The sequence below is a fragment of the Pseudomonas sp. NPDC087690 genome (assembly GCF_044743175.1).
GTDB lineage: Bacteria > Pseudomonadota > Gammaproteobacteria > Pseudomonadales > Pseudomonadaceae > Aquipseudomonas.
The window spans coordinates 18,819-41,182 of record NZ_JBIUVX010000024.1; the positions used below are offsets into that span (position 1 = coordinate 18,819).

The window sequence follows — 22,364 nt, forward strand, 5'->3', positions numbered from 1 at the left end:
ATCATCTCGTGCAGGCACGCCCCTGAACCCTCAATGAAAAAGAGCCTCAGCGGGGCTGTTACAAATTCTGTCGGACAAAAACCTTTCAGCTCTCGGATTTGCGGCCGATACAGACCTGCTAACACCCTTGCTGGCTCAAAAAAACAACAATCTTCCAGCCTAACCGACGACAAGAAACCCAACGTTTCTGGAGGATTTTTGATGAATAGCTGGTTCGGCAACATCAGCGTGAACATGAAACTGGGCCTGGGCTTCGGCCTGGTGCTGGCCCTGACCTGCGTGCTGGCCCTGACAGGCTGGACCAGCCTCGGTGGCCTGATCGACCGCAGCAACTGGATGAGCGATATCACCCAGCTCAATGCCGGTCTGACCAAACTGCGCGTGGTGCGCCTGCAGTACATGCTGACCAATGGCGATGAAACCGCCGCACAGAATGTGCAGACCACCCTCGAAAGCTTTGCCGCGCAGCAGCAGAAGCTCATCAACAGTTTCAAGAGCCCGGAAAACGTCAAACTGCTCAAGGAGCAGGCAGCGACCATCGCTGAATACCAGACGTCGCTGAACAAAATGCGCAACGCCTATCGCACCGGCAACAGCGCCCGCGACAGCATGAGCGTGAGTGCCGAGACCGCGTACAACCAGATCGAGTCGATCAGCAAACGCGTGCAGCAGATGGACATGAGCGAACAGCGTTTCGAACAGTTCCAGGCGATCACCGCCGCCAAGGAAGCGTTCATCCTCGCGCGCTACGAAGTGCGTGGCTACACCGCCACCACCAATGCCGAAACCGAACAGAAAGCCATCGGCCAGATTGACGCCGCCATTGCCAGCCTCAAGCAACTGAACGTGCATTTTGCTGACTCGCAGCAAGAAGCGCTGCGTCAGCTGGAAACCGCACTCGTCAACTATCGCAGCGCATTGATGGCCTATAAAAACGCCAACACCGATGCGGTGCAAGCCCGTAAGGAAATGACCGATCAAGGCGCCGCCATCGTCACCACGAGCGAGCAGCTGTACCAGATCCAGCTCGACCGTCGTGACATCGAAAGTGCCCAGGCGCGCACCTTCCAGTTGATCAGCACCCTGCTCGCCCTGCTGGTTGGCGTGATTGCTGCGGTGATCATCACCCGTCAGATCACCCGTCCACTGCAGGAAACCCTGGCTGTGGTCGAGCGCATCGCCAGCGGCGACCTGACCCAGAACGTCACCGTTACCCGCCGCGACGAACTCGGTGTGCTGCAACAAGGCATCGCGCGCATGGGCGTGACCCTGCGCGACCTGATCAGCGGCATCCGCGACGGCGTCACCCAGATCGCCAGCGCCGCCGAAGAACTCTCGGCCGTGACCGAGCAGACCAGCGCCGGTGTGAACAGCCAGAAAGTCGAGACCGATCAGGTCGCCACCGCGATGCACGAGATGACTGCCACCGTGCAGGAAGTCGCGCGCAACGCCGAAGAAGCCTCGCAAGCCGCTGCCGCCGCTGACGGCGAAGCCCGTGAAGGCGACAAAGTGGTCAACGAAGCCATCGCCCAGATCGAGCGTCTGGCCAGCGAAGTGGTGCGCTCGACCGAAGCCATGAGCGTGCTGCAACAGGAAAGCGACAAGATCGGCAGCGTCATGGACGTGATCAAGGCCGTTGCCGAACAGACCAACCTGCTCGCTCTCAACGCCGCGATCGAAGCAGCGCGCGCCGGTGAAGCCGGTCGTGGTTTCGCCGTGGTCGCCGACGAGGTTCGTGGCTTGGCCCAGCGTACGCAGAAGTCCACCGAAGAAATCGAAGGCCTGGTTGCCGGTCTGCAGAATGGCACCCAGCAGGTTTCGGCGGTAATGAGCAACAGCCGCGCGCTGACCGACAGCAGTGTCGCCCTGACGCGCAAGGCCGGCGCGTCACTGGAAAACATCACCCGTACGGTGTCGAACATCCAGTCGATGAACCAGCAGATCGCCGCCGCTGCTGAACAACAGAGCGCCGTGGCTGAAGAGATCAGCCGCAGCATCATCAACGTACGCGACGTGTCAGAACAGACAGCTGCGGCGAGTGATGAAACAGCGGCGTCGAGTGTTGAACTGGCGCGTCTGGGTGGTCAGTTGCAGCAGATGGTCAGCCACTTCCGCGTTTGATCTTCTTACAGCGCTGAAGCAAAAAACCAATCGCGGGCAAGCCCGCTCCCACAGGGTTTTGAGTCGTTCACAGATGTTGTGTTCGACTCATGAACTGTGGGAGCGGGCTTGCCCGCGATTGCGTCAGGCCTGTCACCCCGATGCCCCGGAAAAAACTCCGCCTAATGTAGGAGCTGCCGCAGGCTGCGATCTTTTGATCTTCGCTTTTGAACAATCTGAAGCAGGATCAAAAGATCGCAGCCTTCGGCAGCTCCTACAGTGCCATGTGGGTAGCGAGCTTTTTCAGGGGCTATCTACCTCGCTTTTGTGATGCTCAAGCTGCCCACGGGTTAATCATCTCTACACCGCTAAACTCGAAATCCTTCACGTTACGGGTAGCTATGGGGAGGCCATGGGTTCGGCAGATCGCAGCAATTTGCGCATCGGCCATCGAAACCGCGCGGCCTTTTGATTCGCAATCTGCAACAAGCGTTGCGTACTCGACAGCGGCATGAGCGTCGAAAGACAAAATACGTCCGGCAAAGTCTTCTTCGAACATCGCCATCGCATGGGCCTCAAGTTTTTGTTTGCGCTTTCCGGAAGGCAGCCGAGCGATACCGTGAAATATTTCTGCCACGGTCACGGCACTCACTGCCAGCTCCATCGCGGGTTGCGCATCAACCCAGGCGAGCACCCGGGTCTCAGGCTCGGTTCGCATGAACTCTGATAGAACGTTGGTATCAAGCACTATCATTCAGAGAAATCCACCGCAGTGGCTTTTTCTGAACGCTCCGGCAAATCGAGGTCTATTCCGCCGACAGCACTGAATCTGTCGCGGATTCGGCTGCCAAGACCACCGGCACGGTCTATCGTCGTCAGAGCTCGGCCTAAAATAAGTCGAGCCTCTTCCTCCATGGAATGCCCATTGTGAGCCGCGGTGATGCGCAGTTGTTCCTTGAGCTTTTCATCAAGGTTTCGAATTGTAATGCTGGCCATGATGCCCCCTGCAATCAATGAAATCATTGATTGCAGGCTAGCACATCCTTTCTGGCTAAAAATCGGTGATCGTATAAGCGGCCACTCTCATTTCGACTGGCGCGCTTGGGTGGTCAACTGCAGCAGATGGTAGCCACATAAATAGTGGCTGTACCAACATCTTCCCGAGCAGGCTCCCACACTTGGCCAATGCGATACACAAAAGCAGCCGCTGATCAGTGCCCGTGCTGGCGCGGCCTTTTACCCTTAGTCAAACCCTCAACAGCAAATATCACCTCGACTTTGAAATACTTGTTGCCGATATATTCGGTCGTGAACGTCAATTTGCCATTGACGCTCAACCCGGTCGGCACATCCGGTCCATCCTTGTTCTGAAATACAACTTCACCGGCACGCGCCCCGTATGTTGGGTAAAACTCGCCGTCGATAAACACCAGATGCTTGATCTCTGCATTTGGAAAAGAAAATTTGCCACTGGGCTGACGGTCATTTTTAAAAGCCACGTAAATCTGCGCGTTGCGTGGCTTATCTATATCTCCCGAAACGATCAATCCAATGCCCTGGTCGTCAAATCGGTGAACCAGTGTCGATTCAAATCTGAACTCGTCAACTAACTGGTCATCACCTCCCCGGTAACTCTGAACCATTCCTTTCATCGTGCCACGCGATGCTTTACTTGCCTGATCAGCATCCATATCGTCCACCTCTCGCTCTGCCCAACGCCCACACCGGTATCGGCGCAAGAGCAGCATGCTGCAAGTAAAGAGTCTTTTGACCTGTTAGAACTGACAGTTCGAAAGACTCAATCGCGATTAAAATCCACTGTTGATACGCGCATTTCGGGCGCAACGTCTGACCATTACCGCGTGCCGCGCTGGCGCAACGCCGACGGCATGAAGTAAGCGTCCTCCGGCACCGGTTGCGCAAAATCCACGGTCTCCGCTTCTTCGTTATCAAGGTTCTGCACGTAGTAACGCCGCGCCTGCAAATCGTGGAACACATCCAGCGCACTCCACGTCGTCGGCAGGTCGTAGAAGTTTTTCAGGTAGGCCATCGACACCCGCCACAACTCCCCTCGTCCATCGTATTGATCGACCAGTGCCGCGCCCCAGCTGTCTTCATCGAGAAACAGCACACGCTTGGAATAGATATGCCGCGAACCCGGTTTCAGGTTGCCTTCTACGACCCAGACCCGGTGTAGTTCGTAGCGGGTGTATTGCGGGTTGAGGTGGCCGGGGGTGAGCAGTTGCGCGTATTTCACCTCGGGGCTGGCGACTTTGTAGTTGTTGTAGGGAATGTAGATTTCCTGTTTGCCCTTGAGCTTCCACTCGTAGCGATCCGGCGAGCCGTTGAACAGGTCGGTGTCGTCGGCGGTGCGCAGGCCATCGGAGGAGGCGATTGGCGTGTCGTAGGCGAGGTTCGGCGCACGGCGCACGCGGCGTTGGCCGGCGTCGTAGATCCAGGCTTGGCGCGCATCTTTGAGTTGATCGAGGGTTTCGTGCACCAGTGCGGCACCGCCGGCCAGTCGCGCCGGGCTTTTCACGAAGGCGAGGTAGTAGAACAGGATGTTTTTCAGGTCGGCGAACTGGCCGTTCGGGCGGTAGTAGTTGAACAGGGCTTCCTGCTGCGAGGTCACCAGCGCGAAGCTGCCGTTGCGCTGTACCGGTGCTTCGGAAGCGCGGCGCACGACGTAGATGCCGCGATAGCGGGTGATGTGGTTCCACAGCACTTCAACGCCGTCCTTGGGCACCGGGAATGGTACGCCGCCGTAGGCATCGGAGAAGCCGCTGCCGCCTTCGAGCAGCTTGGCCGAGGTCGCATTCTTGAGGGTGTTGTCGTACAGCCACTGCGGCGCTGAACCCGAACGGCGTGACGGGTAGACCGGCATCTGGAAGGTGTCAGGGTAGCTGTTGAACAGGGCGATCTGGCCGGGGCTGAGGTGGGCTTTGTATTGGTCGAGATTGGCTTTGGTGATGGTGAACAGCGGTTTGTCCGTTGCGTACGGATCGGGGTGATGCTGGCCGGGTTTGTAGCCGGCCGGGGCTTGAGTGATGCCGCCGGTCCACGCTGGGATGGTGCCGGCGGCGTTACCGGCCCGCTCGGCGCCCATGGGGGTCAGGGTGGTTTTCAGTTGCTCGGCTTGTTGTGGGGTGATGGCGGCGAAAACGCTGCCGGTTGCCAGACCTAGAACAAGCCCGAGCGAAGCCTTAGTCAATCGTGAGTTGTGAAACATGATCAATCTCCGAAATGGGAGTGAGGTCTGCAAATCACCGCAGATCCCCCGTAGGAGTGAGCCTGCTCGCGATAGCGGTGTATCAGGCAAAAACTACTGCGACTGAAAGTCCGCCATCGCGAGCAGGCTCACTCCTACAGGGGGTGCACCTGTGTTCTGGGTATCAAAGGAAATACTTGAGGTTGAGCCCGACGTTGTCGCGGTCGCGGATGCCGTTGTTCTGCCCGCCACCGTAAAACTCGGTGTATTGCAGTTCGGCTTCGAGCTTGTTCTGGTAGTTGGCCTTGATCCCCAGCGTGTAGGCCTTGCGACCTTCGATGGTGTTGCCGGCCTGATAGCTGTTGCCCTCGAAATCGTCCTTGTAAACGATGTAAGGCGAGACGTTGACCCCGGCGTACACGTCGTTCCAGGTGCCGTTGAGCATCGCCGTGTAGCTGTAGGAATCACGGTTGACCTGATCGTCGCGATCACCGCCCGACACATAGGAATAGTTACCGGTGCCGGCGTAATAACGGTTCGTGCCGTCATAAGCGGTGTATTGCAGACTGCTGCCGCGCAGATGTTCCGAGGCCAGTTCGAAGATGCCGAACAGCGAGTCGAACGAAGCCGTGGGGCCGAAGTTGTAGATAGTGCCCAGCGAGGTGTTGAACGCTTCGACACGTTCGGCGTTGTTGATCTCGCTGTTGAGGTTGACCATCTGCCCGCCGACGTTGATCGACCGCCCCGTTACCGCCACGGCAGCTCCGTTGGCCAGGTCACCGATCAAATCGTTGGTCGCCGCGACACCGATTGGCAGGTTCGGCCGATAAGCGATTTCACCGAACACCGAGGCCTCGCCCAGCGTGGTGTTGAAGCTGAAGCCGTACATGCGGATGTCTTCGGCGTAACGCCGATGCGCCTGGATATTGCCCATCACATCAGCGGTGGCCAGACCATTGGCCAGCGCGCCGGCCTGATCACCTGCGACGCCGGACAGCAGGTTGGTCAGGGCATTCATGTCGATGCCTTGGTAGCCGCCCAGATCTGCTGCAATGGTCGGTTCCTTGGCATGGTAATTGACCATGTACAAACCGAACTCGGTGCTGTTGAGCTGCTCGGCTATGTAGCGAAACGCGAAGCCGAATTGGCCGTCGTTGCGCGCGTTGTAGTCCTTGCCGATGCTCGCCACTTTCAGCGTATTGCCGTAGGTCGGGGTCACGCCGTTGGCGTACAACCCCGTGCTTTGCAGCGCAGAACTCAACAAGGGATTGTTGCCCAGCGCGCTGTACAAACCGATGACATTGCCAAACCCCGGCACCGGCGTATCGAGCGCCGTGCCGCTGAAGTTGTTGTAACCGGTGTTACCGCCATCGGCGAACAGGTCGGTTTGCGAGTAGAAGGTGCCGACCGGATCGATGCGGGTTTCCTTCCAGTTGGTCTGGTAGAAACTCTCCATCGTCAGCGAATCGGTCAGGCCGATGTTGAAGCTCAGCGCCTCGACCGGCACCAGCACTTCCTTCACTTCGGCGCCGGGCAAGCGGTACTTGGCGGCGTCCACCGGGTTGGTGGTGTTGATCCCGCCGCGATAGAAAATCCCCTCGCCCCAGTTGAACACCTGCCGACCGACGCGCGCGGTCACCGGCATCTGCGCAACGTCCCAACTGCCATGCACGTAGGCGTCGAGCATCTCGATGCGGCTGCCGGCGATGTCGCGGGTCTGGCTGGTGAAATGATCGTCCTGCGGGTAGCTTTGGCTCGGTTGCGAGGGGCTGTTGTTGTCGTAGTAGTTGTTGCGTTTGTCCATCAGCTGCGTGTCGTAAAACGCGGTGCCGCGCACGAACACGCCGTAGTTCTGATAGTTGGCTTCAAGCTCGGAGGTGATCTTGTACACCTCGGAAACCAGCCCGGTATCGAAGTTGCGATTGCCGTCGTTGGTGTTGACGTCGTCGTTGCTTTTGTCGCGGCCCTGCACCCGCCACAAACGGCCATAGGACAAGGTCGTGTCGAACGAGCCGGTGACCTGTTTGTCCAGCACGCTGAACTCCACTGCGTGCGCGCCATCGACTGCGCACAGTTGCAGCAACCCGGCCAGGCCGACACCGGGGAGCGCCGCGCCCGTCAGGCGCAATCGAGAGTTGATCATGTGTTCCTCCTTCCCTGTTTTTTATTGTTGTGGTGTGCGTTGCTGCGTTACGGCGCCAATCCGGCGCTGACGTAAATCCGGCTGTGCGCGGCGAAATGGCCGAGCAATTTGAACAGCTGCTGATTGAGCGCCGGATGGTCGAAATTTTCCCGTTGCAGCTGATTGCCGCTGCTGAAATCACTGGTCGCTGGCGCCGTTGCAAGCCACTGGCCGATGGCCTCGTCGAAAGCTGCGGAATCGTCGACCGACTCGGCGCTGACCACTTCACGCAGGTAGTCCACCGAGTACGGCGGATAGCGTTTGTCCTGGGCGACATCGACGTAAGCGTCGAGCATCGGATGCGGCTGACCGACGCGCAGCAAGCGGCGCAGCCAGGTTGACTGGTACTTCTCCACCTCCGTGTGCCGGGTGGCGACGCGCTCGATCGAGGCCTGTTTGTCCTCAGCGAAACCGGCGATGGCCTTACCTTCCAGCAGCAGGAGATTGGCGAGGTCGACGCCGGGCAACGGCTTGGCGTGATAGGGCTGGGTCAGGTCCTGAATGTGGTGCAGGCCCCAGCCGAGAAAGCGATAGCCCCAGTACCGATGACCGTTGGCAAACGCCAGGCGCGCCAGCCCCATGTATTGATACGCGCGCCAGTCCGGCCAACTGCGTTCGAGGAAACCGGCAGCGGCGCACACCACAGGGCTTTCATGGAAAAAGCCCATGTGGAACGGCGCTTGAGAACTGTATTGAAACCGCTCATCGCCGAACGGTTGCGGACCGAAGCCATACAGCGCGCCGACTGCACCGGGGTTGTCGCTGAACAGGTTGATGTCGTGGCCGTAATCCGGCTCGTCTGCAGCACTGGCGAGCACGGCCAGCGGGGCGACTTTTTCGTGCTCGGCGACAACGATGAAGCGCTGGCGATTCCACGGCGAAAGGGTTTGCTCGACCATGACTTGATTGGCCTGCAAATGCTCACGTTCGGGCAGGTCTTTGCCGGGCAATGGCTGAATGACCATCGCCAGATGAATCTGCGGATTGATGCGCAACGCGGTAAGGAAGTCGTGGCGCAGATTGTCACTCGGCGAGGCGGGTAATTTCAGCGCGTCGGGGCGTGGTGGATATTGGGCGAAGTGCTCGCGGGCGAAGGTTTCCTGTTCCTCCAGCAGTGCACTCACGGCCTCGTATTGCTGCGCAAGAAAGGTTTCCAGCGGCTCGACTTCCACCGGTGGCGCATCGCGCAACGCCGGCAGTTCCTGCAATGCCAGATAGCTGCCCACCGTATGGTTCGACCAGCCCCAGGCGCTCGGGGCCGTTGCATAAAGCAGCAACAGGAGGAAGGTCAGCTTCATTGCTTTTCGTTCTTATTGGCGGTGCCGTGGGGGATGAGCCTAACAACCGACCCCGCCGCTGACACTGTCCGATCTCACCAGAAAAGTTCTCCGATGGCGCCATATACCCGATATCAAAAACACCACCGCCCCCTGTAGGAGTGAGCCTGCTCGCGATAGCGGTGTGTCAGTCAGATAGATGTTGGCTGACCCTCCGCTATCGCGAGCAGGCTCACTCCTACAGGGGATTTGTGGTGGTCAGCTAAACGGGATAGCCGGTGATTTTGCGGATGCTTTGATACAGCGGTTTGAGTTGGCGGTACATGCGCAGGTAGACCTCTTTGTACAGTTGCTGGTAGATCTTCTGCGCTTCGGGCTGCGGGGTGAACACCGCGCCGACGCGGGTCATCGCCGCGATGGCCGTAGGAAAATCCGCATGCAGCCCCAACCCCACCGCACAACAAATCGCCGCGCCCAAACCCGACGCCTCATACACATGCGGACGCTCCGCCGGCAGGCCGAAAATATTCGCCGTCAGCTGCATCGCCGCATCACTTTGCGAGCCGCCACCGGCCACGCGCAAACGCTTGACCGACACCTTCGAACGCCGCTCGATATTCTCCATGCCCTGGCGCAACGCATACGCCAACCCTTCAAGAATCGCCCGATAAATATGCGCACGGGTGTGCACATCGCCGAAGCCGATCATCGCGCCTTTCGCCTCGACGCCCGGTTCACGAATCCCCGGCGACCAGTACGGCTGCAGCATCAAACCCATCGATCCCGGTGGAACGGCATCGACCAGTGCATCGAACAGTTGCTCCGGCTCGATGCCCTGCTCTTTGGCCTGCTGCATCTCGCGCAGACCGAACTCGTTCTTGAACCAGCTGACCATCCAGTAACCGCGATAGATCATCACCTCGCAGTTGTATTGATCGGGCACTGCCGAGGGGTACGGCGGAATCAACGGGACGATTTCCAGATAGCGCGAACGGGTGCTGGTGATCGTCGCCGTGGTGCCGTAGGACAGGCACACCGTACCCGCATCAACCACGCCAGCACCGACCACTTCACAAGCTTTGTCAGCGCCAGCCGCAATCAGCGGCAAGCCTTCGGGAATGCCGGTGTGGCGAGCCGCTTCAGCGGTGATGTGGCCGAGGGTTTCACCGGGTTTGTATAGGGTCGGCAATTGCTCGGGGCGCACCGCCAGCGCCTGCCATTTCCAGTCACTCGGCGCGGCCCATTTCAGCCGTTTGAAGTCGAACGGCAGATAGCCAACGCAGCAACCCACCGAGTCGACAAAACGTCCGCACAGTCGATGGGTGAGAAACCCCGACAGCAGCAAAAACTTGTCGGTCGCCGCCCACACGTCTGGCTGATGCTGCGCAATCCAGTTGGCCTCAGCCTGGGCGCGAAAATAATCCACCGTGCCCTGCGCGCCGACCAGTTTGAACAACCAGCCCCACGGCCCTTTGATCCCGCCCGCGACTTCACTCTGCCGTTGATCAAGCCACAGAATCGCCGGGCGCAGCGGCGTGCCCTCGGCATCGACATTGATCACCGTGCCGCGCTGCGTGGTCAGGGAAACGCCAGCAATCTGCGAACGATCAATGCCGGTTTGCGCCCAGACTTGCTGACACGCCTCGCCGAGCTTCGCCCAGTAATATTGCGGATCCTGCTCGGCCCAGCCCGGTTGCGTCGAGTAATACGCCTGCAGTTCAACCTTGCCTTTGCCAAGCAGATTGCCCTGCAGATCGAAGAGCAGCGCGCGCACGCTCTGGGTGCCGTTGTCGATGGCCAGCAGGTAACGCTTGTTCGGGTGGTTATCCATGGAGCTCTCTTCAAGGGGCATCAAGGCGTGGCATCCGGCAAACCGTGATGGCGTTGCCACAACGCCCGATAACGCTGAATTTCCTGCTGCCAGTGTTCGTCGCTCCAGCCGAGTCTTGGCTGGCAGAGCTGGCGGATGGCGGTGAAATAATCTTCGCCGCCACGAGGCAGCAACAGGCCCAGACGTGTGCGGCGCAGCAGCAGATCGTCGAGGTGCAAGACCATTTCCGCTTCGCAGGCGAAGGCCAGTTCTGCCCATAAGGTGTCCGTGGCGCCAACCTTTTCGTGGCCGATATCGTTGATCAGTTGCGCCAGCCTCGGCAGGTTTCGGCCATGCCTTCCGGCCAGTCGTCGCCATTGCTGGTTGCTCAATTCTGCAATCGCCAGCGCAGGTACGGCGGCAAACACCGGCGCTGCGTCATCTACGAAGGAACGATCCAGCATGTCCGCGCACGCCTTGAGCACTTCGATGGCTTGCGGGCGGAACGTAGTCAGTTTGCCGCCGGCCAGCGTCACGCAACCGGGCTCCTGCCACAGCACATGCTCGCGGGTTTCGTTCGACGGTTTGTCTTGATGCGCACCTGCGTTGCCCACGACCGGACGCACGCCCGACCAGGTCGACAGCACGTCATTGGCCGTCACTTCTGCACCGGGGAATTGTTGTGTGCAGGCCGCCAGTAGATAGTCGAGTTCCTCGCCGCTGATACTCGCGCTCTGATCTAGACCCTCGCGATGATCAAGATCCGTGGTGCCCACCACCGTCGCGCCTACCCAAGGGAAAACAAACACCGGTCGCCGATCGCGCTCATGCATAAAAGTGAAGGCCTGCGCCACCGGCAAACGCCAACCCGGCAACAACAAATGGCTGCCGCGCAACGGCCGCAATTGCCGTGGTGCCTCAGTCGGCCGCAAGCGTTCAGCCCATGCGCCAGTGGCCACAGCAAGCACGCCGCAGCGCAATTGCAGGGTTGTGCCGGCTTCGCAATCTTCGATCTGAACGCCGCACACTCGTCCGTTTTCTCGCAGCAAATGCTCGACGCGAACGCCATTGACCACGACCGCGCCATCCGCCCGCGCCTCGCTCAACACGCGCATCACCAGTCGCGCATCATCGGTCAGCGCATCGACAAAACTGGTGCCGCCGAGCAAGTCACTTTCCTTCACGCCCGGCGCCAGATATCGGAGCTGTTGTGCATCATGAAAACGATGGCTGCGCCGTCCGGCCAAAGCATCGTAGACGCTCAACAAACCACCCAGCACCCGAGGCCCGGGAAAGCCGCCGCGATAGTGCGGCATCAGGAAACTCATCGGTTCGACCAGCCCCGGCGCTTCGTCGAGCAAGCGCTGACGCTCGCGCACCGAATCGCGGGTCAGACGCCACTGGCCCTTGGCGATATAACGCAAACCGCCATGGACCATTTTCGATGATCGGCTGGAGGTGCCCCAAGCAAAGTCGCGCTGTTCCAGCAACAGGCAGCGCCAGCCGCGACGCGCCGCTTCACGCAAAATCCCGGCGCCGCTGATACCGCCGCCGATGACGATCAGATCCCAGGTTTCATCCGCCAGTGTTGGCAGAATCTGCTGGCGCCATGCGGCGTTCCAATCCTGACTCATGGCGTCATTCCGGCAGCAGCGTGCCGGGGTTGAGGCGCCCGGCCGGATCGAAGTGTTTGCTCAGCGCCTGCAAGGTGTCCATCGCCAGCGCGCCCTTCTCGCGCAACAGGTACAGCGCGTGATCCTTGCCGACGCCGTGCTGATGGCTGATGGTGCCGTGGTTGTCGACAATGGTCTGGCTGGCCGCGTGTTTGAGCGCTTTCCAGCGCGCCAGCGTCGCCGGATAGTCAGCCGCCGGGCGAAACACGTACGTGGTGTAGATGCTCGAACCTTCGCCGTAGACGTGGGACAGATGGGTGAACACATGCACGCGCTCGCCCTCGGCGGCCAAGGCGTCGCGCAGGCTGGCTTCGATGAGGTTGAGCAGGTTGTCGACGTTGCTCCAGTCGGTGGCGGTTTCGAGGGTGTCGACCACGTAACCGGCGTTCCACAGGTTCTCGCGCAAGTAAGGGAAACGGAAGCGGTTCTGCGCCCATTTCTTGCCGAGCAAGGTGCCGGTGAACACGCCGCCGAAGGCTTTGATGTGTTGTCTCGCCTGTTTTAGCGACAGTGCGTTTTGTCGGCGATTGCCGGTGACGCCGAAGGTCAGCAGGCATTTGCCCTCTGCCGCCCCCCTTAGCTTCAGATACTTTTCCAGCCAGGCGATTTGTTGCGGATGACCGGCCAGTGCCAGTTGCGTTTCGGTTTCCACGGCGTTGGACAGGCGCAGCATCGACAGCGGCACGCGTGCCTGGGCCAATTGGCGAATGGCTCTGAGAGCCTGCGGCCAATCGGGCAAAAATACGCCGTAGAAACGTTCATCGGCGGGCAGTGCACTGACGCGTACTTTCACCTCGGAAATGATTCCGAAACGGCCCTCGCAACCGAGCACCACTTCGCGCAGATCAGGACCCGCCGCTGAGGCCGGGAACGTTGGAATTTCCAAAGGCCCGGCAAAGGTTTCCAAGGTTCCGCCCGCAAATAATTGCTCGATGCGGCCATAGCGCAACGACTGCTGACCGCTGGAACGACTGGCCACCCAGCCGCCCAATGTCGACAACTCCCACGACTGCGGAAAATGCCCCAGCGTGTAGCCCCGCGCACGCAGCTGACTTTCCACCTGCGGGCCACTCGCACCGGGGCCAAACGTCGCCAGCAGGCTCTGTTCGTCGAGGTCGATCAGGCGATTCATCCGCGCCAGCGACACCGTCACCACTGGCCGCGCTGAATCCGGCGGATTAATGTGCCCGGCCACCGACGTGCCGCCGCCATACGGGATCAGGCACAAGTCCTGTTCGTGGGCGAGCGCCAGCAATTGGCGAATATGTTCAGCGGTCTCGGGAAACGCCACGGCATCGGGATAATTGCCCAGCGCACCTTCGCGCAACGCCAGCCAGTCCGGCAGACTCTGGCCTCGGGCATGCAGCAAACGGTCGTGGGCATCGATGCTGTACAACGTGTGCGCCGACAACCGCGAGGCCGGCACAAGCGCCAATGCGGCTTCAAGCGTGGCATCGGGCAGCGCGCGCCCCTCGCCCAGTCGCTCATGAAGAAACTCCGCGCCCTGGGCCGGCAGTTCGACCACCGTGGTTGCATCTCCCCAGCCGTTCCAGCGTCGCATGCGTGTGTCCTTCTAACCGTCAGATCAGTGATATTTCAGGCCCCCATACTAGCCAGCGGCCGCAAAGTGTCACGGTCGCATCCGGCCAGTTCGTGTAGCCAATTGAGTCAAACGTCGCGCAAGCGTCAGCCATTTACTTTAGTCGGGGTTTCAAATTACCTTTCAGGCATTCATCCGCCCACGCGGCCGTCGATCAAAGGAAGGGATCATGCAATCGCTCGGCTTCACCTCAGTTCCGCCGCTGCTCAAATACCTGCGCCATGCCGAACAACTGGGCATGGTCATCGAGCCTGCATTGGCGGCGGCGGGTTTGCAGGCGCAGCAGTTGAGCGACAACACCTTGCGTTTGCCCGGTGAGGCGCATGAACGGTTGCTGGATTATTTCTGCGAACACTCGGGCGATCCGTTGTTCGGGCTCAACGCGGCGAATTTCGTCCTGCCCAATTCGTGGAGCGTGCTCGGTTACATCACCATGAACTGCGCGACCCTCGGTGATGCCATGAGCCGGATCATGCCGTTCGAGAAACTGGTCGGCGACATGGGCGTCAGCCGCGCCGAGGTGCTGGATGGCCACGTGCATCTGATCTGGACCTGCCGTTATCAGCGTCCACGGATTCGTCGGCACCTGGTGGAAAACGTACTCGGTTCATGGCTGCAATATGCACGCTGGATCGCCGATACACAGATGTCGCCGGCCGGGGTCTGGCTCGAACATTCGTGCCCGGCCGAGGCTACGCCGGCGCAGTACGAAGCGTTTTTCGATTGCCCGGTGGTGTTTGATCAGGCGTATTCGGCGTTGATCGTGCCGCTGGCTTATTTGCAGTTGCCGTTGCGTCAGGCGGATGCGCAGTTGCTGCGCACGCTGGAGGAACATGCGCTGGGGTTGATGGCAACGCTGGAGGATGCGTCGCTGGAGCAGCAGGTGAAGAACATCCTGCGGCAGTTGCTCAAGGAAGGCTTGCCACGCAAGGAGCAGGTTGCCGAACAGTTGAGCGTTTCGGTGCGAACGTTGCAGCGGCAGTTGCATCAGGCGGGGACGTCGTATCAGCAGATTCTCGATGATTTGCGCCAGGAGCTGGCGGAGCATTATTTGCTCAACAGTACGTTGCCGATTCAGGACATTGCGCAGTATCTGGGGTTTACCGAGCCGAGGTCGTTTCACCGCACATTCAAGAGCCGTCGAGGGATGCCGCCGGGGGAGTTTCGGCAGATGCATCGGGGGTGAATGCACCGGCCTCATCGCGAGCAGGCTCACTCCTACAGGGGGCCGTGTCGGACACAGAATCTGCGTTCACTGAAGATCAACTGTAGGAGTGAGCCTGCTCGCGATGAGGCCTCTCGCCACAACGCAATAAACACTTTCGAAAAGGATGTTTAAGGACACCCGGCGTTACGCGAAACACCCCACAAATCCTTGCGCCGTAACCTACGCCTGCGCCAGAATCCGCCGGCTTGTGCGCCCTGAGCATGCCGACGAACGCCGACCTCATGGCCACGCCCTACACCCCCAACACGCTGTACATGGCCAACCCCAATACCGACACCGAATTCCTGCTGGCCGACGCCAGCGAAACCCTTGGCTCGGAGACGGTCATGCTCAACAACCATGCCGCGCAGGTTGAAGGCACCGCACCGCAAGACCCTGCAAGGCATCGCGCAAGTGGTGATGGTGGCGGAAATGGCGGTCAATCGCGTGCTGGACCAGTTAGTGCCGACCGAGTAACGCAAGAGCCCGCGGCCCAACAGGAAGGGTTGGATGGCGGGCTTCTTTTTGCGGTGTGTCATGTTCCCCTCACCCCAGCCCTCTCCCGAGGGAGAGGGGGCCGACCGAGGTGTCTGGCGCTATACATCGACCTGAATGACCGAGTCGATTATGGATTCGACCGAGCTGGTTCAGGTTGGTGTATCTCTCAAGCATCCCCGGATCGGTCCCCTCTCCCTCCGGGCGGTCCGACGTTTCGGGAGGGCTAGGGTGAGGGGCTTTTCGTTCTAGAGGCTAATCGCGTTGGTAAACACCAACCGATTGCCAAACGGATCGGCAATCGTCATGTCCTGACTCCCCCACGGCATGGCCTGAATCTGCGGATGCGAGAACTTGTAGTCCTTGGCGATCAATTGCTGCTGAAACACCTCCAGCTCATCCGTCTCGATGCGCAACGCCGAACCCGGGCTCGCATCGCCATGATGTTCGGACAGATGCAACACGCACTCACCGCGAGACACCTGCAAATACAGCGGGAAGTTCGCCTCGAAGCGATGCTGCCAGTCGATCTTGAAGCCAAGGAAGTCGACGTAGAATTCTACGGCCTTGGCTTCATCGAAGATCCGCAGGATCGGGGTGGTTTTACCGAAGCTCATGGGGTGCTCCCTGACTGGTTGGCCCGACAGTGTAGTTGGGCTGGATGTCAGCACTTCGGCTTGTTGCTGGCTTTCTTTAATCTCAGAGTGCCACTATGAGACATGGATCAAAAGATCGCAGCCTGCGGCAGCTCCTACAGGGACATTGCGCTCAATGAAAACCTTCGCGCAAATCACCTTCGCGCGCCAGAAACCGCCCTTCCCTGCGCCCATTTGCCTGCCCATCGCGGTAACTCAACACGCCATTAACCCAAACCCCGTCAATGCCCTGCGCCGCTATTTGCGGATCATTGAAATCCGCGACATCGCGCACCGTCACCGGATCGAACAACACCAGATCCGCCCAAAAACCTTCACGAATCTCGCCGCGCGCCTTCAAACCAAACCGCGCCGCCGACAACCCAGTCATCTTGTGTACGGCGGTGTGCAGCGGAAACAGCCCGACATCACGACTGAAATGGCCCAACACCCGTGGGAAAGCGCCCCACAAGCGTGGATGCGGGAACGGGTCTTCCGGCAGTCCGTCAGAACCGACCATCGACAACGGATGCGCGAGGATTCTTCGTACATCCGCCTCGTCCATGCCGTAGTACACCGCGCCCGCGGGTTGCAGGCGTTTGGCGGCATCGAGCAACGGCACGTTCCATTCGGCGGCGATGTCGATCAGGTCGCGACCGCTGACTTGCGGGTGCGGTGTCGACCAGGTGATGGTGATGCGGTGGGCGTCGGTGACTTGCTTCAGATCCAGCGTCGAAGAACTCGCCGCGTACGGATAGCAATCGCAGCCGACCGGGTGGGTTTTCGCGGCCTCTTCCAATGAAGCGAGGAGCTCAGGGCTGCGCCCCCAGTTACCCACACCTGCACACTTGAGGTGGGAAATGATCACCGGTGATTTGGCGTGGCGACCGATTTGAAAAGCTTCGTCCATTGCTTCCAGCACCGGGGCAAATTCGCTGCGCAAATGGGTGGTATACACCGCGCCAAATGCTGTCAGTTCTTCAGTCAGTTGCATGACTTCATCGGTGGAAGCGTTGTAGGCGCTGGCGTACGCCAGACCTGTGGATAAACCCAACGCACCGTCCTCAAGGCTTTCACGCAATTGCTCGCGCATCGCGGCAATTTCATCCGGGGTCGCGGTGCGGAACAGGTCATCCAGATGATTACTGCGCAGCGCCGTGTGGCCGATCAGTGCGGCGACGTTCAGCGTGGTGTTCGCCGCTTCGACTGCCGCGCGGTAATCGCTGAAACGTGGATAAACAAACGCCGCCGCAGTGCCAAGCAGGTTCATCGGGTCCGGTGGATTGCCCTTCAGTGTCACCGGCGAAGCGCTGATCCCGCAGTTGCCGACAATCACCGTGGTCACGCCTTGGCTGAGTTTTGGCAGCATCTCTGGCTGACGAATCACTACGGTGTCGTCGTGGGTGTGCACGTCGATAAAACCGGGTGCCAGCACGCGGCCGGCGGCGTCGATTTCTTCGGTTGCCGTGGCGTCGTGCAAGTCACCGATACGCTCGATGCGGCCCTCGCGAATCGCCACGTCGGCGCAGTAACCGGGGGTGTTGCTGCCGTCGATGATCAGGGCATTGCGAATCAGGGTGTCGTACAGCATGTCAGTCTCCCAGCGGCAGGTGATCGTCGCCGCCACGGTATTCGTCGAGGGCCAGTTTGATCCGCCGCAGACGTTCTTGATTGTCTTCAGGATTGGCCAGCGCCAGCTCGGTCGCGAGCACGTCGATGGCGAGCAGCATGCCGTAGCGCGCCGCCGTCGGTTTGTAGATGAACGAGGTCTCGGCACCTTGCAGCGGCAGGACGATGTCGGCCAGTTCGGCCAGCGGCGAATCGCCGCGGGTGATGGCGAGAATACGTGCGCCGTAGTTGCGCGCCAGTTCGACAGTTTCCAAAAGCTCCGGGGTGATGCCGGTCAGCGAGCAGACGATGACCACTTGTTCGGCGTTGAGGCTGGCGGCGGTGACGCGCATCATCACCGCGTCATGACACACCGCAACCGGATAGCCGAGGCGCACCAGCCGCACCTGTAATTCATCACTGCACAGCGTCGAGCAGCCGCCCATGCCGAAGGCGTGAATCATCCGTGCCTGGCCGAGCAGTTTCACTGCGTCGGCGAAGCGTGATTCGTCGAATCCGGCAAGATGCTGGCGCAGCGTGGTTTCGATGTCGCCGACGATCTGCCCGTAGAACGCCGACTGCTCTGGCGTGCCCGTCGGGTCGAGAAAACGGCTGCCAACGCCGCTGGCCTGAGCCAGTTGCAGGCGCAGATCACGCAAGTCGCGACAGCCGACCGTACGGGCAAAACGCGACAGCGTGGCGGTGCTGACTTCGGCACGTTGTGCGAGGTCTTCGAGGCTGGCGCTCGCGGCAAAACCGACGTCATCGAGCATCAAACGGGCGATGCGGCCTTCGCCGGCGCTGAAGGAATCCTGGCGGGCGCGGATCTGGTAGAGGATGTCCATGGGCGGCAGGCTCCGGTTACAGCAAGTAAGAAAGGCCGACGGTCAGGCCGAACGCAACTACCGAGATAAGCGTCTCGAGCACGGTCCAGGTCTTGAACGTCTGCGCGACCGTCATGTTGAAGTATTCTTTGATCAACCAGAAGCCGCCGTCGTTGACGTGGGAAAAGATAACCGAGCCCGCGCCGGTCGCCAGCACCAACAGTTCTGGGTGTGGATATCCCAGACCAATGGCCACCGGCGCGACCACGCCGGACGCGGTGGTCATGGCCACGGTCGCCGAGCCTGTGGCGATGCGCATCAGCGCGGCGAACAGCCAGCCCATGATCAGCGGCGACAGGTGGAATTCATGAGCGAGGCCGACGATCTGATCGGTGACGCCAGCGTCGACCAGAATGCGGTTCAAACCACCACCAGCACCGACCAGCAAGGTGATGCTGGCGGTGGGTGCCAGGCATTCGTTGGTGAACTTGAGGATCGATTCACGGTTGAAACCCTGGGCGATACCCAGCGTCCAGAAACTCAGCAAGGTCGCCAGCAACAGTGCGATCACCGAGTTGCCGATGAACAGCAGGAACTGGTTGAAACCGCTACCCGGCGTGGAAATCAGGTTGGCCCAACCACCGATCAGCATCAATACCACCGGCAACAGAATGGTCGCCATGGTGATGCCGAAACCCGGCAGCTTGTCGCGCGGTTCGCGGTCGAGGAATTGTTTTTCCAGCGGGTTATCCGCCGGCAAGTGAATGCGCGGCACGATGAATTTGGCGTACAGCGGCCCGGCAATGATCGCGGTGGGAATGCCGATGGCAATCGCATACAGCAAGGTCTGCCCGACTGAAGCCTGATAAGCCTGCACCGCCAGCATCGCCGCCGGGTGCGGCGGCACCAGCGCATGCACCACCGACAGGCCCGCGACCATCGGCAACCCGACCATCAGAATCGACACACCCACGCGTCGCGCCACGGTGAACGCAATCGGCACCAGCAACACAAAACCGACTTCGAAGAACAACGGCAGCCCAACCAGAAACGCGATGCAGACCATCGCCCAGTGCGCGTTCTTCTCGCCGAATTTATCGATCAGCGTGCGCGCCATCTGCTCGGCACCGCCGGACTCGGCCATCATCTTGCCGAGCATCGTCCCCAGCGCCACCACCAGCGCGATATGTCCCAGCGTTTTGCCCACCCCGGCCTCATACGCCCCCACCACACCTGACGGCGGCATCCCCGCGACCAGCGCAAGACCAATGGAAATCAGGGTGATGACGATGAACGGGTTGAGCCGGTAACGGGCGATCAACACGATCAGCGCAATGATGGCGACGGCGGCATAGACCAGCAGCCAATAGCCGAAGGAAGGCGTCATGCGGTACTCCTCGAAAGGGTCACGTTCGAATGGGTTGTGAAACTCATAAATCATTTCGAGATCGAGATTTCAAACCGCATGAAAGTAATTTTCGTGGAGAGGTAAGGTGTGTCGCTAATAGGTATGTCTTGTCGTGATTAATGAAAATCAGGGGGAGGGATTTACATGGCTTTTCGGTGAACGAGAAACCAATGTGGGAGCGAGCCTGCTCGCGAAGGCGGCTTCACATTCAACATCTCTATCGACTGAAAAACCGCTTTCGCGAGCAGGCTCGCTCCCACAGTTTTGATCGCATTCCTCCAGACAGAATGCGCAAAACCTGTGGGAGCTGGTGGACGACTCACACCATTTCGTTACGAATCCATTCAACCACCGACGTACGCTTCGGCACCCAGCCATGGACATGTTTTTCAAATCCAGCCAAGCGCTATACTCGCCTGACAACCTCCCGGAGTACCTGCCATGAGCCCCACGCCTCGTACCAAAAAAAAACTGACAACCGAAACGTTGATCCGCGCAGTTGCCAGTTCGACAGCCATCGAGACAGGTCAAAGCGTGGAAGCCATTGAGCGCAAACTCAAACTCAGGTCCAGTAAGTTCCTGCACTTGTCCCTGGCAAAGTAGTTCCGCCTCAAGTCCATAATGCCTGCCGGACCCAATACTCCATGGGTTCGTAGTTGCAGTTCAGCCCTTGGTTGATGGCTGCAAAATAAGCCTCTTTGTTTCGTTCCCAACTGCTGTAGTCCAGCGGCACGTAGCCCGCCTGAACGGCCATGACATCCGCCAATAATCGCGACAAGCGCCCATTACCTTCGCGAAAGGGATGAATCAGGATGAACTCGACGTACGTTACAGCGATGGCGCGAATCAGGTTCTCATCCAGATCGGGACCACATGGCGTGTATTTGGACAGGCAGTCCTTTTCAAATCCATCGAGCAATCGAGGAATTTGCGGCGCAGCAGCAAAGAAAAATCCATCCTTGCCCAAATTTACCGCGCGGACATCGCCCGCCCATGGATAGATATTCCCGAGCCAGTGTCGATGCCAATCCTTCAGATCCTGAACAGTGATTGACCGATCAGGCAAATGCTCGATGAGCACAGACTGGTAGAGCTTTTCCAACAAAACCAGCTCTGCATCATCCATGTCTTCGGGTTCGATAATTCCCAGTTTATTGCTCAGCACTTGCTCATTCGAGCCGGGCTGAAAGCTGCTTTGCGCCCCTTCTGCTTCATATCGGTCAATCATCCTTGTACCTGCTGAACTGGCAATGTTCAGAGCACCATAGGTCTGGCGTGACACAAGCGCAAAGCCCGAAACGAAAACGGCTGCCCGATGGCAGCCGCTCTAAAGGGTGATAACAAAGCCCGGCGGGGCTCAAACAGTAATCACACCATTTCGTTACGAATCCATTCAACCACTGACGTGCGCTTCGGCGCCCAGCCCAGCAGTTCGCGCGCATGTTTGCCGCGCACTCGGCTGTTGGAGCCGAGGCCGTAGTTGGCCATTTCGTAGCCCCATTCGGCTTCGGCGTCTTTCAGCGGCCAGTCTTGTGGTTGGCCCAGGTTCAGCGCTCCGGCCATGGCGGTGGTTATGTCGATGAACGAGGCTTCGCCGCTTTCGACGAAGTAGAAAGTACCCGGGACGTTTTTGGTCAGTGCCAGCAGATACAGGGCGACGACGTCTTCGATGTGTACGTTGGACCAGATGTTCTGGCCGCTGCCGACGTGGCGCACCACGCCGCTTTTGCGAGCCTGTTTGAGCAGTCGCGGCAGTTGCACGCTGTCACGATTGACGCCCAGGCTGTGGCCGTAGATCAGCGTGTTGCAGATCACTGCCGAATTCACGCCGTCCTTCGCCGCGGCGAGGATCAGGTTGTCGATGGCCACGCGTGCGGCCTTGTCGACGGTCGGTTCTGGCAGGTTGTCTTCAAAGTAGATGACGTCACTGGACTTGCCGCCCGACGCATCGCCAACGATGCTCGAACCGCTGGTGTGCAAGAACACTTTGTTCGACCCACGTAACGCGTCGAGCAAGGCTTCGACGGCGCCGCGATGGTCGCTGCTGGCGGCGTTGATTACCGCATCGGCGGCGCGGGCCTGTTCGGTGAGCAGTGCTTTGTCATCCAGAGTGCCGATAACCGGGGTTATGCCCAGCGCTTGCAGCTCGGCAGCCTGTTCGGCGCTGCGCACCAGCCCGGTGACGTTATGCCCGGCCTGAACCAGACCGGTAGCGATCGAGCCGCCGATAAAACCGGCAGCGCCGGTGACGAATACGTTCATGGAGAAACTCCCTGCGTGAGTAAGTGATGGGACGAGTATCGGCCCGTGAGCCCGAGGGAAAAACCCGCCCTCGGC

The 22,364-nt window shown here is 59.6% G+C and carries 17 protein-coding genes and 2 pseudogenes; 4 read left to right on the top strand and 15 right to left on the bottom strand.

Going from position 1 to position 22,364, the window contains the following annotated elements; all coding sequences use genetic code 11:
• Nucleotides 1–336 precede the first annotated feature (336 nt).
• A pseudogene (locus ACIPIZ_RS20115) lies at nucleotides 337–1,263 on the top strand (methyl-accepting chemotaxis protein); the annotation flags it as partial.
• 144 nt (nucleotides 1,264–1,407) lie between these two features.
• Nucleotides 1,408–2,121 (top strand): methyl-accepting chemotaxis protein, encoded by a 714-nt coding sequence (locus ACIPIZ_RS20120; RefSeq protein WP_371042694.1) that lies wholly within the window; start codon nucleotides 1,408–1,410, stop codon nucleotides 2,119–2,121.
• A gap of 313 nt (nucleotides 2,122–2,434) precedes the next feature.
• Here the strand turns inward: ACIPIZ_RS20120 and ACIPIZ_RS20125 are convergent, their stop codons facing one another.
• The 9 genes from ACIPIZ_RS20125 to ACIPIZ_RS20165 form a co-directional block, all read right to left on the bottom strand.
• Complete coding sequence (locus ACIPIZ_RS20125) at nucleotides 2,435–2,854, bottom strand: type II toxin-antitoxin system VapC family toxin (RefSeq protein WP_064387854.1); 420 nt, start codon at nucleotides 2,852–2,854, stop codon at nucleotides 2,435–2,437.
• Nucleotides 2,851–3,096, bottom strand: coding sequence for a FitA-like ribbon-helix-helix domain-containing protein (locus ACIPIZ_RS20130; RefSeq protein WP_122853669.1), 246 nt, complete (start codon nucleotides 3,094–3,096; stop codon nucleotides 2,851–2,853). Before ACIPIZ_RS20130 ends, ACIPIZ_RS20125 begins: the two co-directional genes overlap by 4 nt.
• A 215-nt stretch (nucleotides 3,097–3,311) precedes the next feature.
• Nucleotides 3,312–3,791, bottom strand: a complete 480-nt coding sequence (locus ACIPIZ_RS20135; protein WP_401166960.1) for a hypothetical protein — start codon at nucleotides 3,789–3,791, stop codon at nucleotides 3,312–3,314.
• A 164-nt stretch (nucleotides 3,792–3,955) separates the two neighbouring features.
• The gene (locus tag ACIPIZ_RS20140; RefSeq protein WP_401166963.1) at nucleotides 3,956–5,329 is read right to left on the bottom strand and encodes a DUF1329 domain-containing protein; all 1,374 of its coding nucleotides are present in this window, start codon (nucleotides 5,327–5,329) and stop codon (nucleotides 3,956–3,958) included.
• Nucleotides 5,330–5,492: 163 nt separating this feature from the next.
• Nucleotides 5,493–7,451 carry a DUF1302 domain-containing protein gene (locus ACIPIZ_RS20145; RefSeq protein ID WP_401166965.1) on the bottom strand — a complete coding sequence of 653 codons (1,959 nt, stop codon included), beginning with the start codon at nucleotides 7,449–7,451 and terminating at the stop codon, nucleotides 5,493–5,495.
• Nucleotides 7,452–7,498: 47 nt separating this feature from the next.
• Nucleotides 7,499–8,788, bottom strand: a complete 1,290-nt coding sequence (locus ACIPIZ_RS20150; protein WP_401166968.1) for a phospholipase — start codon at nucleotides 8,786–8,788, stop codon at nucleotides 7,499–7,501.
• Nucleotides 8,789–9,029: 241 nt separating this feature from the next.
• Complete coding sequence (locus ACIPIZ_RS20155; protein ID WP_401166971.1) at nucleotides 9,030–10,598, bottom strand: FGGY-family carbohydrate kinase; 1,569 nt, start codon at nucleotides 10,596–10,598, stop codon at nucleotides 9,030–9,032.
• 20 nt (nucleotides 10,599–10,618) lie between these two features.
• Nucleotides 10,619–12,211, bottom strand: coding sequence for a glycerol-3-phosphate dehydrogenase/oxidase (locus tag ACIPIZ_RS20160; protein ID WP_401166974.1), 1,593 nt, complete (start codon nucleotides 12,209–12,211; stop codon nucleotides 10,619–10,621).
• A 4-nt stretch (nucleotides 12,212–12,215) separates the two neighbouring features.
• Entirely contained in the window at nucleotides 12,216–13,811 is a 1,596-nt protein-coding gene (locus ACIPIZ_RS20165; protein WP_401166977.1) for an FAD-binding oxidoreductase, read from the bottom strand.
• Between the two features lie 208 nt (nucleotides 13,812–14,019).
• Here ACIPIZ_RS20165 and ACIPIZ_RS20170 point away from each other — a divergent pair, with 208 nt between their 5' ends.
• Together ACIPIZ_RS20170 and ACIPIZ_RS20175 are read left to right on the top strand one after the other, a co-directional pair.
• Nucleotides 14,020–15,036, top strand: a complete 1,017-nt coding sequence (locus ACIPIZ_RS20170; protein ID WP_064387846.1) for an AraC family transcriptional regulator — start codon at nucleotides 14,020–14,022, stop codon at nucleotides 15,034–15,036.
• Between the two features lie 245 nt (nucleotides 15,037–15,281).
• Nucleotides 15,282–15,534: pseudogene (locus ACIPIZ_RS20175) on the top strand (DUF6124 family protein); the annotation flags it as partial.
• A 266-nt stretch (nucleotides 15,535–15,800) separates the two neighbouring features.
• Here ACIPIZ_RS20175 and ACIPIZ_RS20180 read toward each other — a convergent pair.
• The 6 genes from ACIPIZ_RS20180 to ACIPIZ_RS20205 all read right to left on the bottom strand — a co-directional run bounded on the left by ACIPIZ_RS20180 (nucleotide 15,801) and on the right by ACIPIZ_RS20205 (nucleotide 22,289).
• Nucleotides 15,801–16,169: a glyoxalase superfamily protein gene (locus ACIPIZ_RS20180; protein ID WP_064387845.1), complete on the bottom strand. Its 369-nt coding sequence runs from the start codon at nucleotides 16,167–16,169 to the stop codon at nucleotides 15,801–15,803.
• Nucleotides 16,170–16,320: 151 nt separating this feature from the next.
• Nucleotides 16,321–17,778 (bottom strand): amidohydrolase family protein, encoded by a 1,458-nt coding sequence (locus tag ACIPIZ_RS20185; RefSeq protein ID WP_401166981.1) that lies wholly within the window; start codon nucleotides 17,776–17,778, stop codon nucleotides 16,321–16,323.
• Between the two features lies 1 nt (nucleotide 17,779).
• Entirely contained in the window at nucleotides 17,780–18,640 is an 861-nt protein-coding gene (locus ACIPIZ_RS20190; RefSeq protein WP_401166983.1) for a MurR/RpiR family transcriptional regulator, read from the bottom strand.
• A 16-nt stretch (nucleotides 18,641–18,656) separates the two neighbouring features.
• Nucleotides 18,657–20,006: a GntP family permease gene (locus tag ACIPIZ_RS20195; RefSeq protein WP_122662510.1), complete on the bottom strand. Its 1,350-nt coding sequence runs from the start codon at nucleotides 20,004–20,006 to the stop codon at nucleotides 18,657–18,659.
• A gap of 631 nt (nucleotides 20,007–20,637) precedes the next feature.
• The gene (locus ACIPIZ_RS20200) at nucleotides 20,638–21,309 is read right to left on the bottom strand and encodes a Fic/DOC family protein (RefSeq protein ID WP_401166987.1); all 672 of its coding nucleotides are present in this window, start codon (nucleotides 21,307–21,309) and stop codon (nucleotides 20,638–20,640) included.
• Between the two features lie 86 nt (nucleotides 21,310–21,395).
• Nucleotides 21,396–22,289, bottom strand: coding sequence for an NAD-dependent epimerase/dehydratase family protein (locus ACIPIZ_RS20205; protein WP_401166990.1), 894 nt, complete (start codon nucleotides 22,287–22,289; stop codon nucleotides 21,396–21,398).
• Nucleotides 22,290–22,364: the final 75 nt, after the last annotated feature.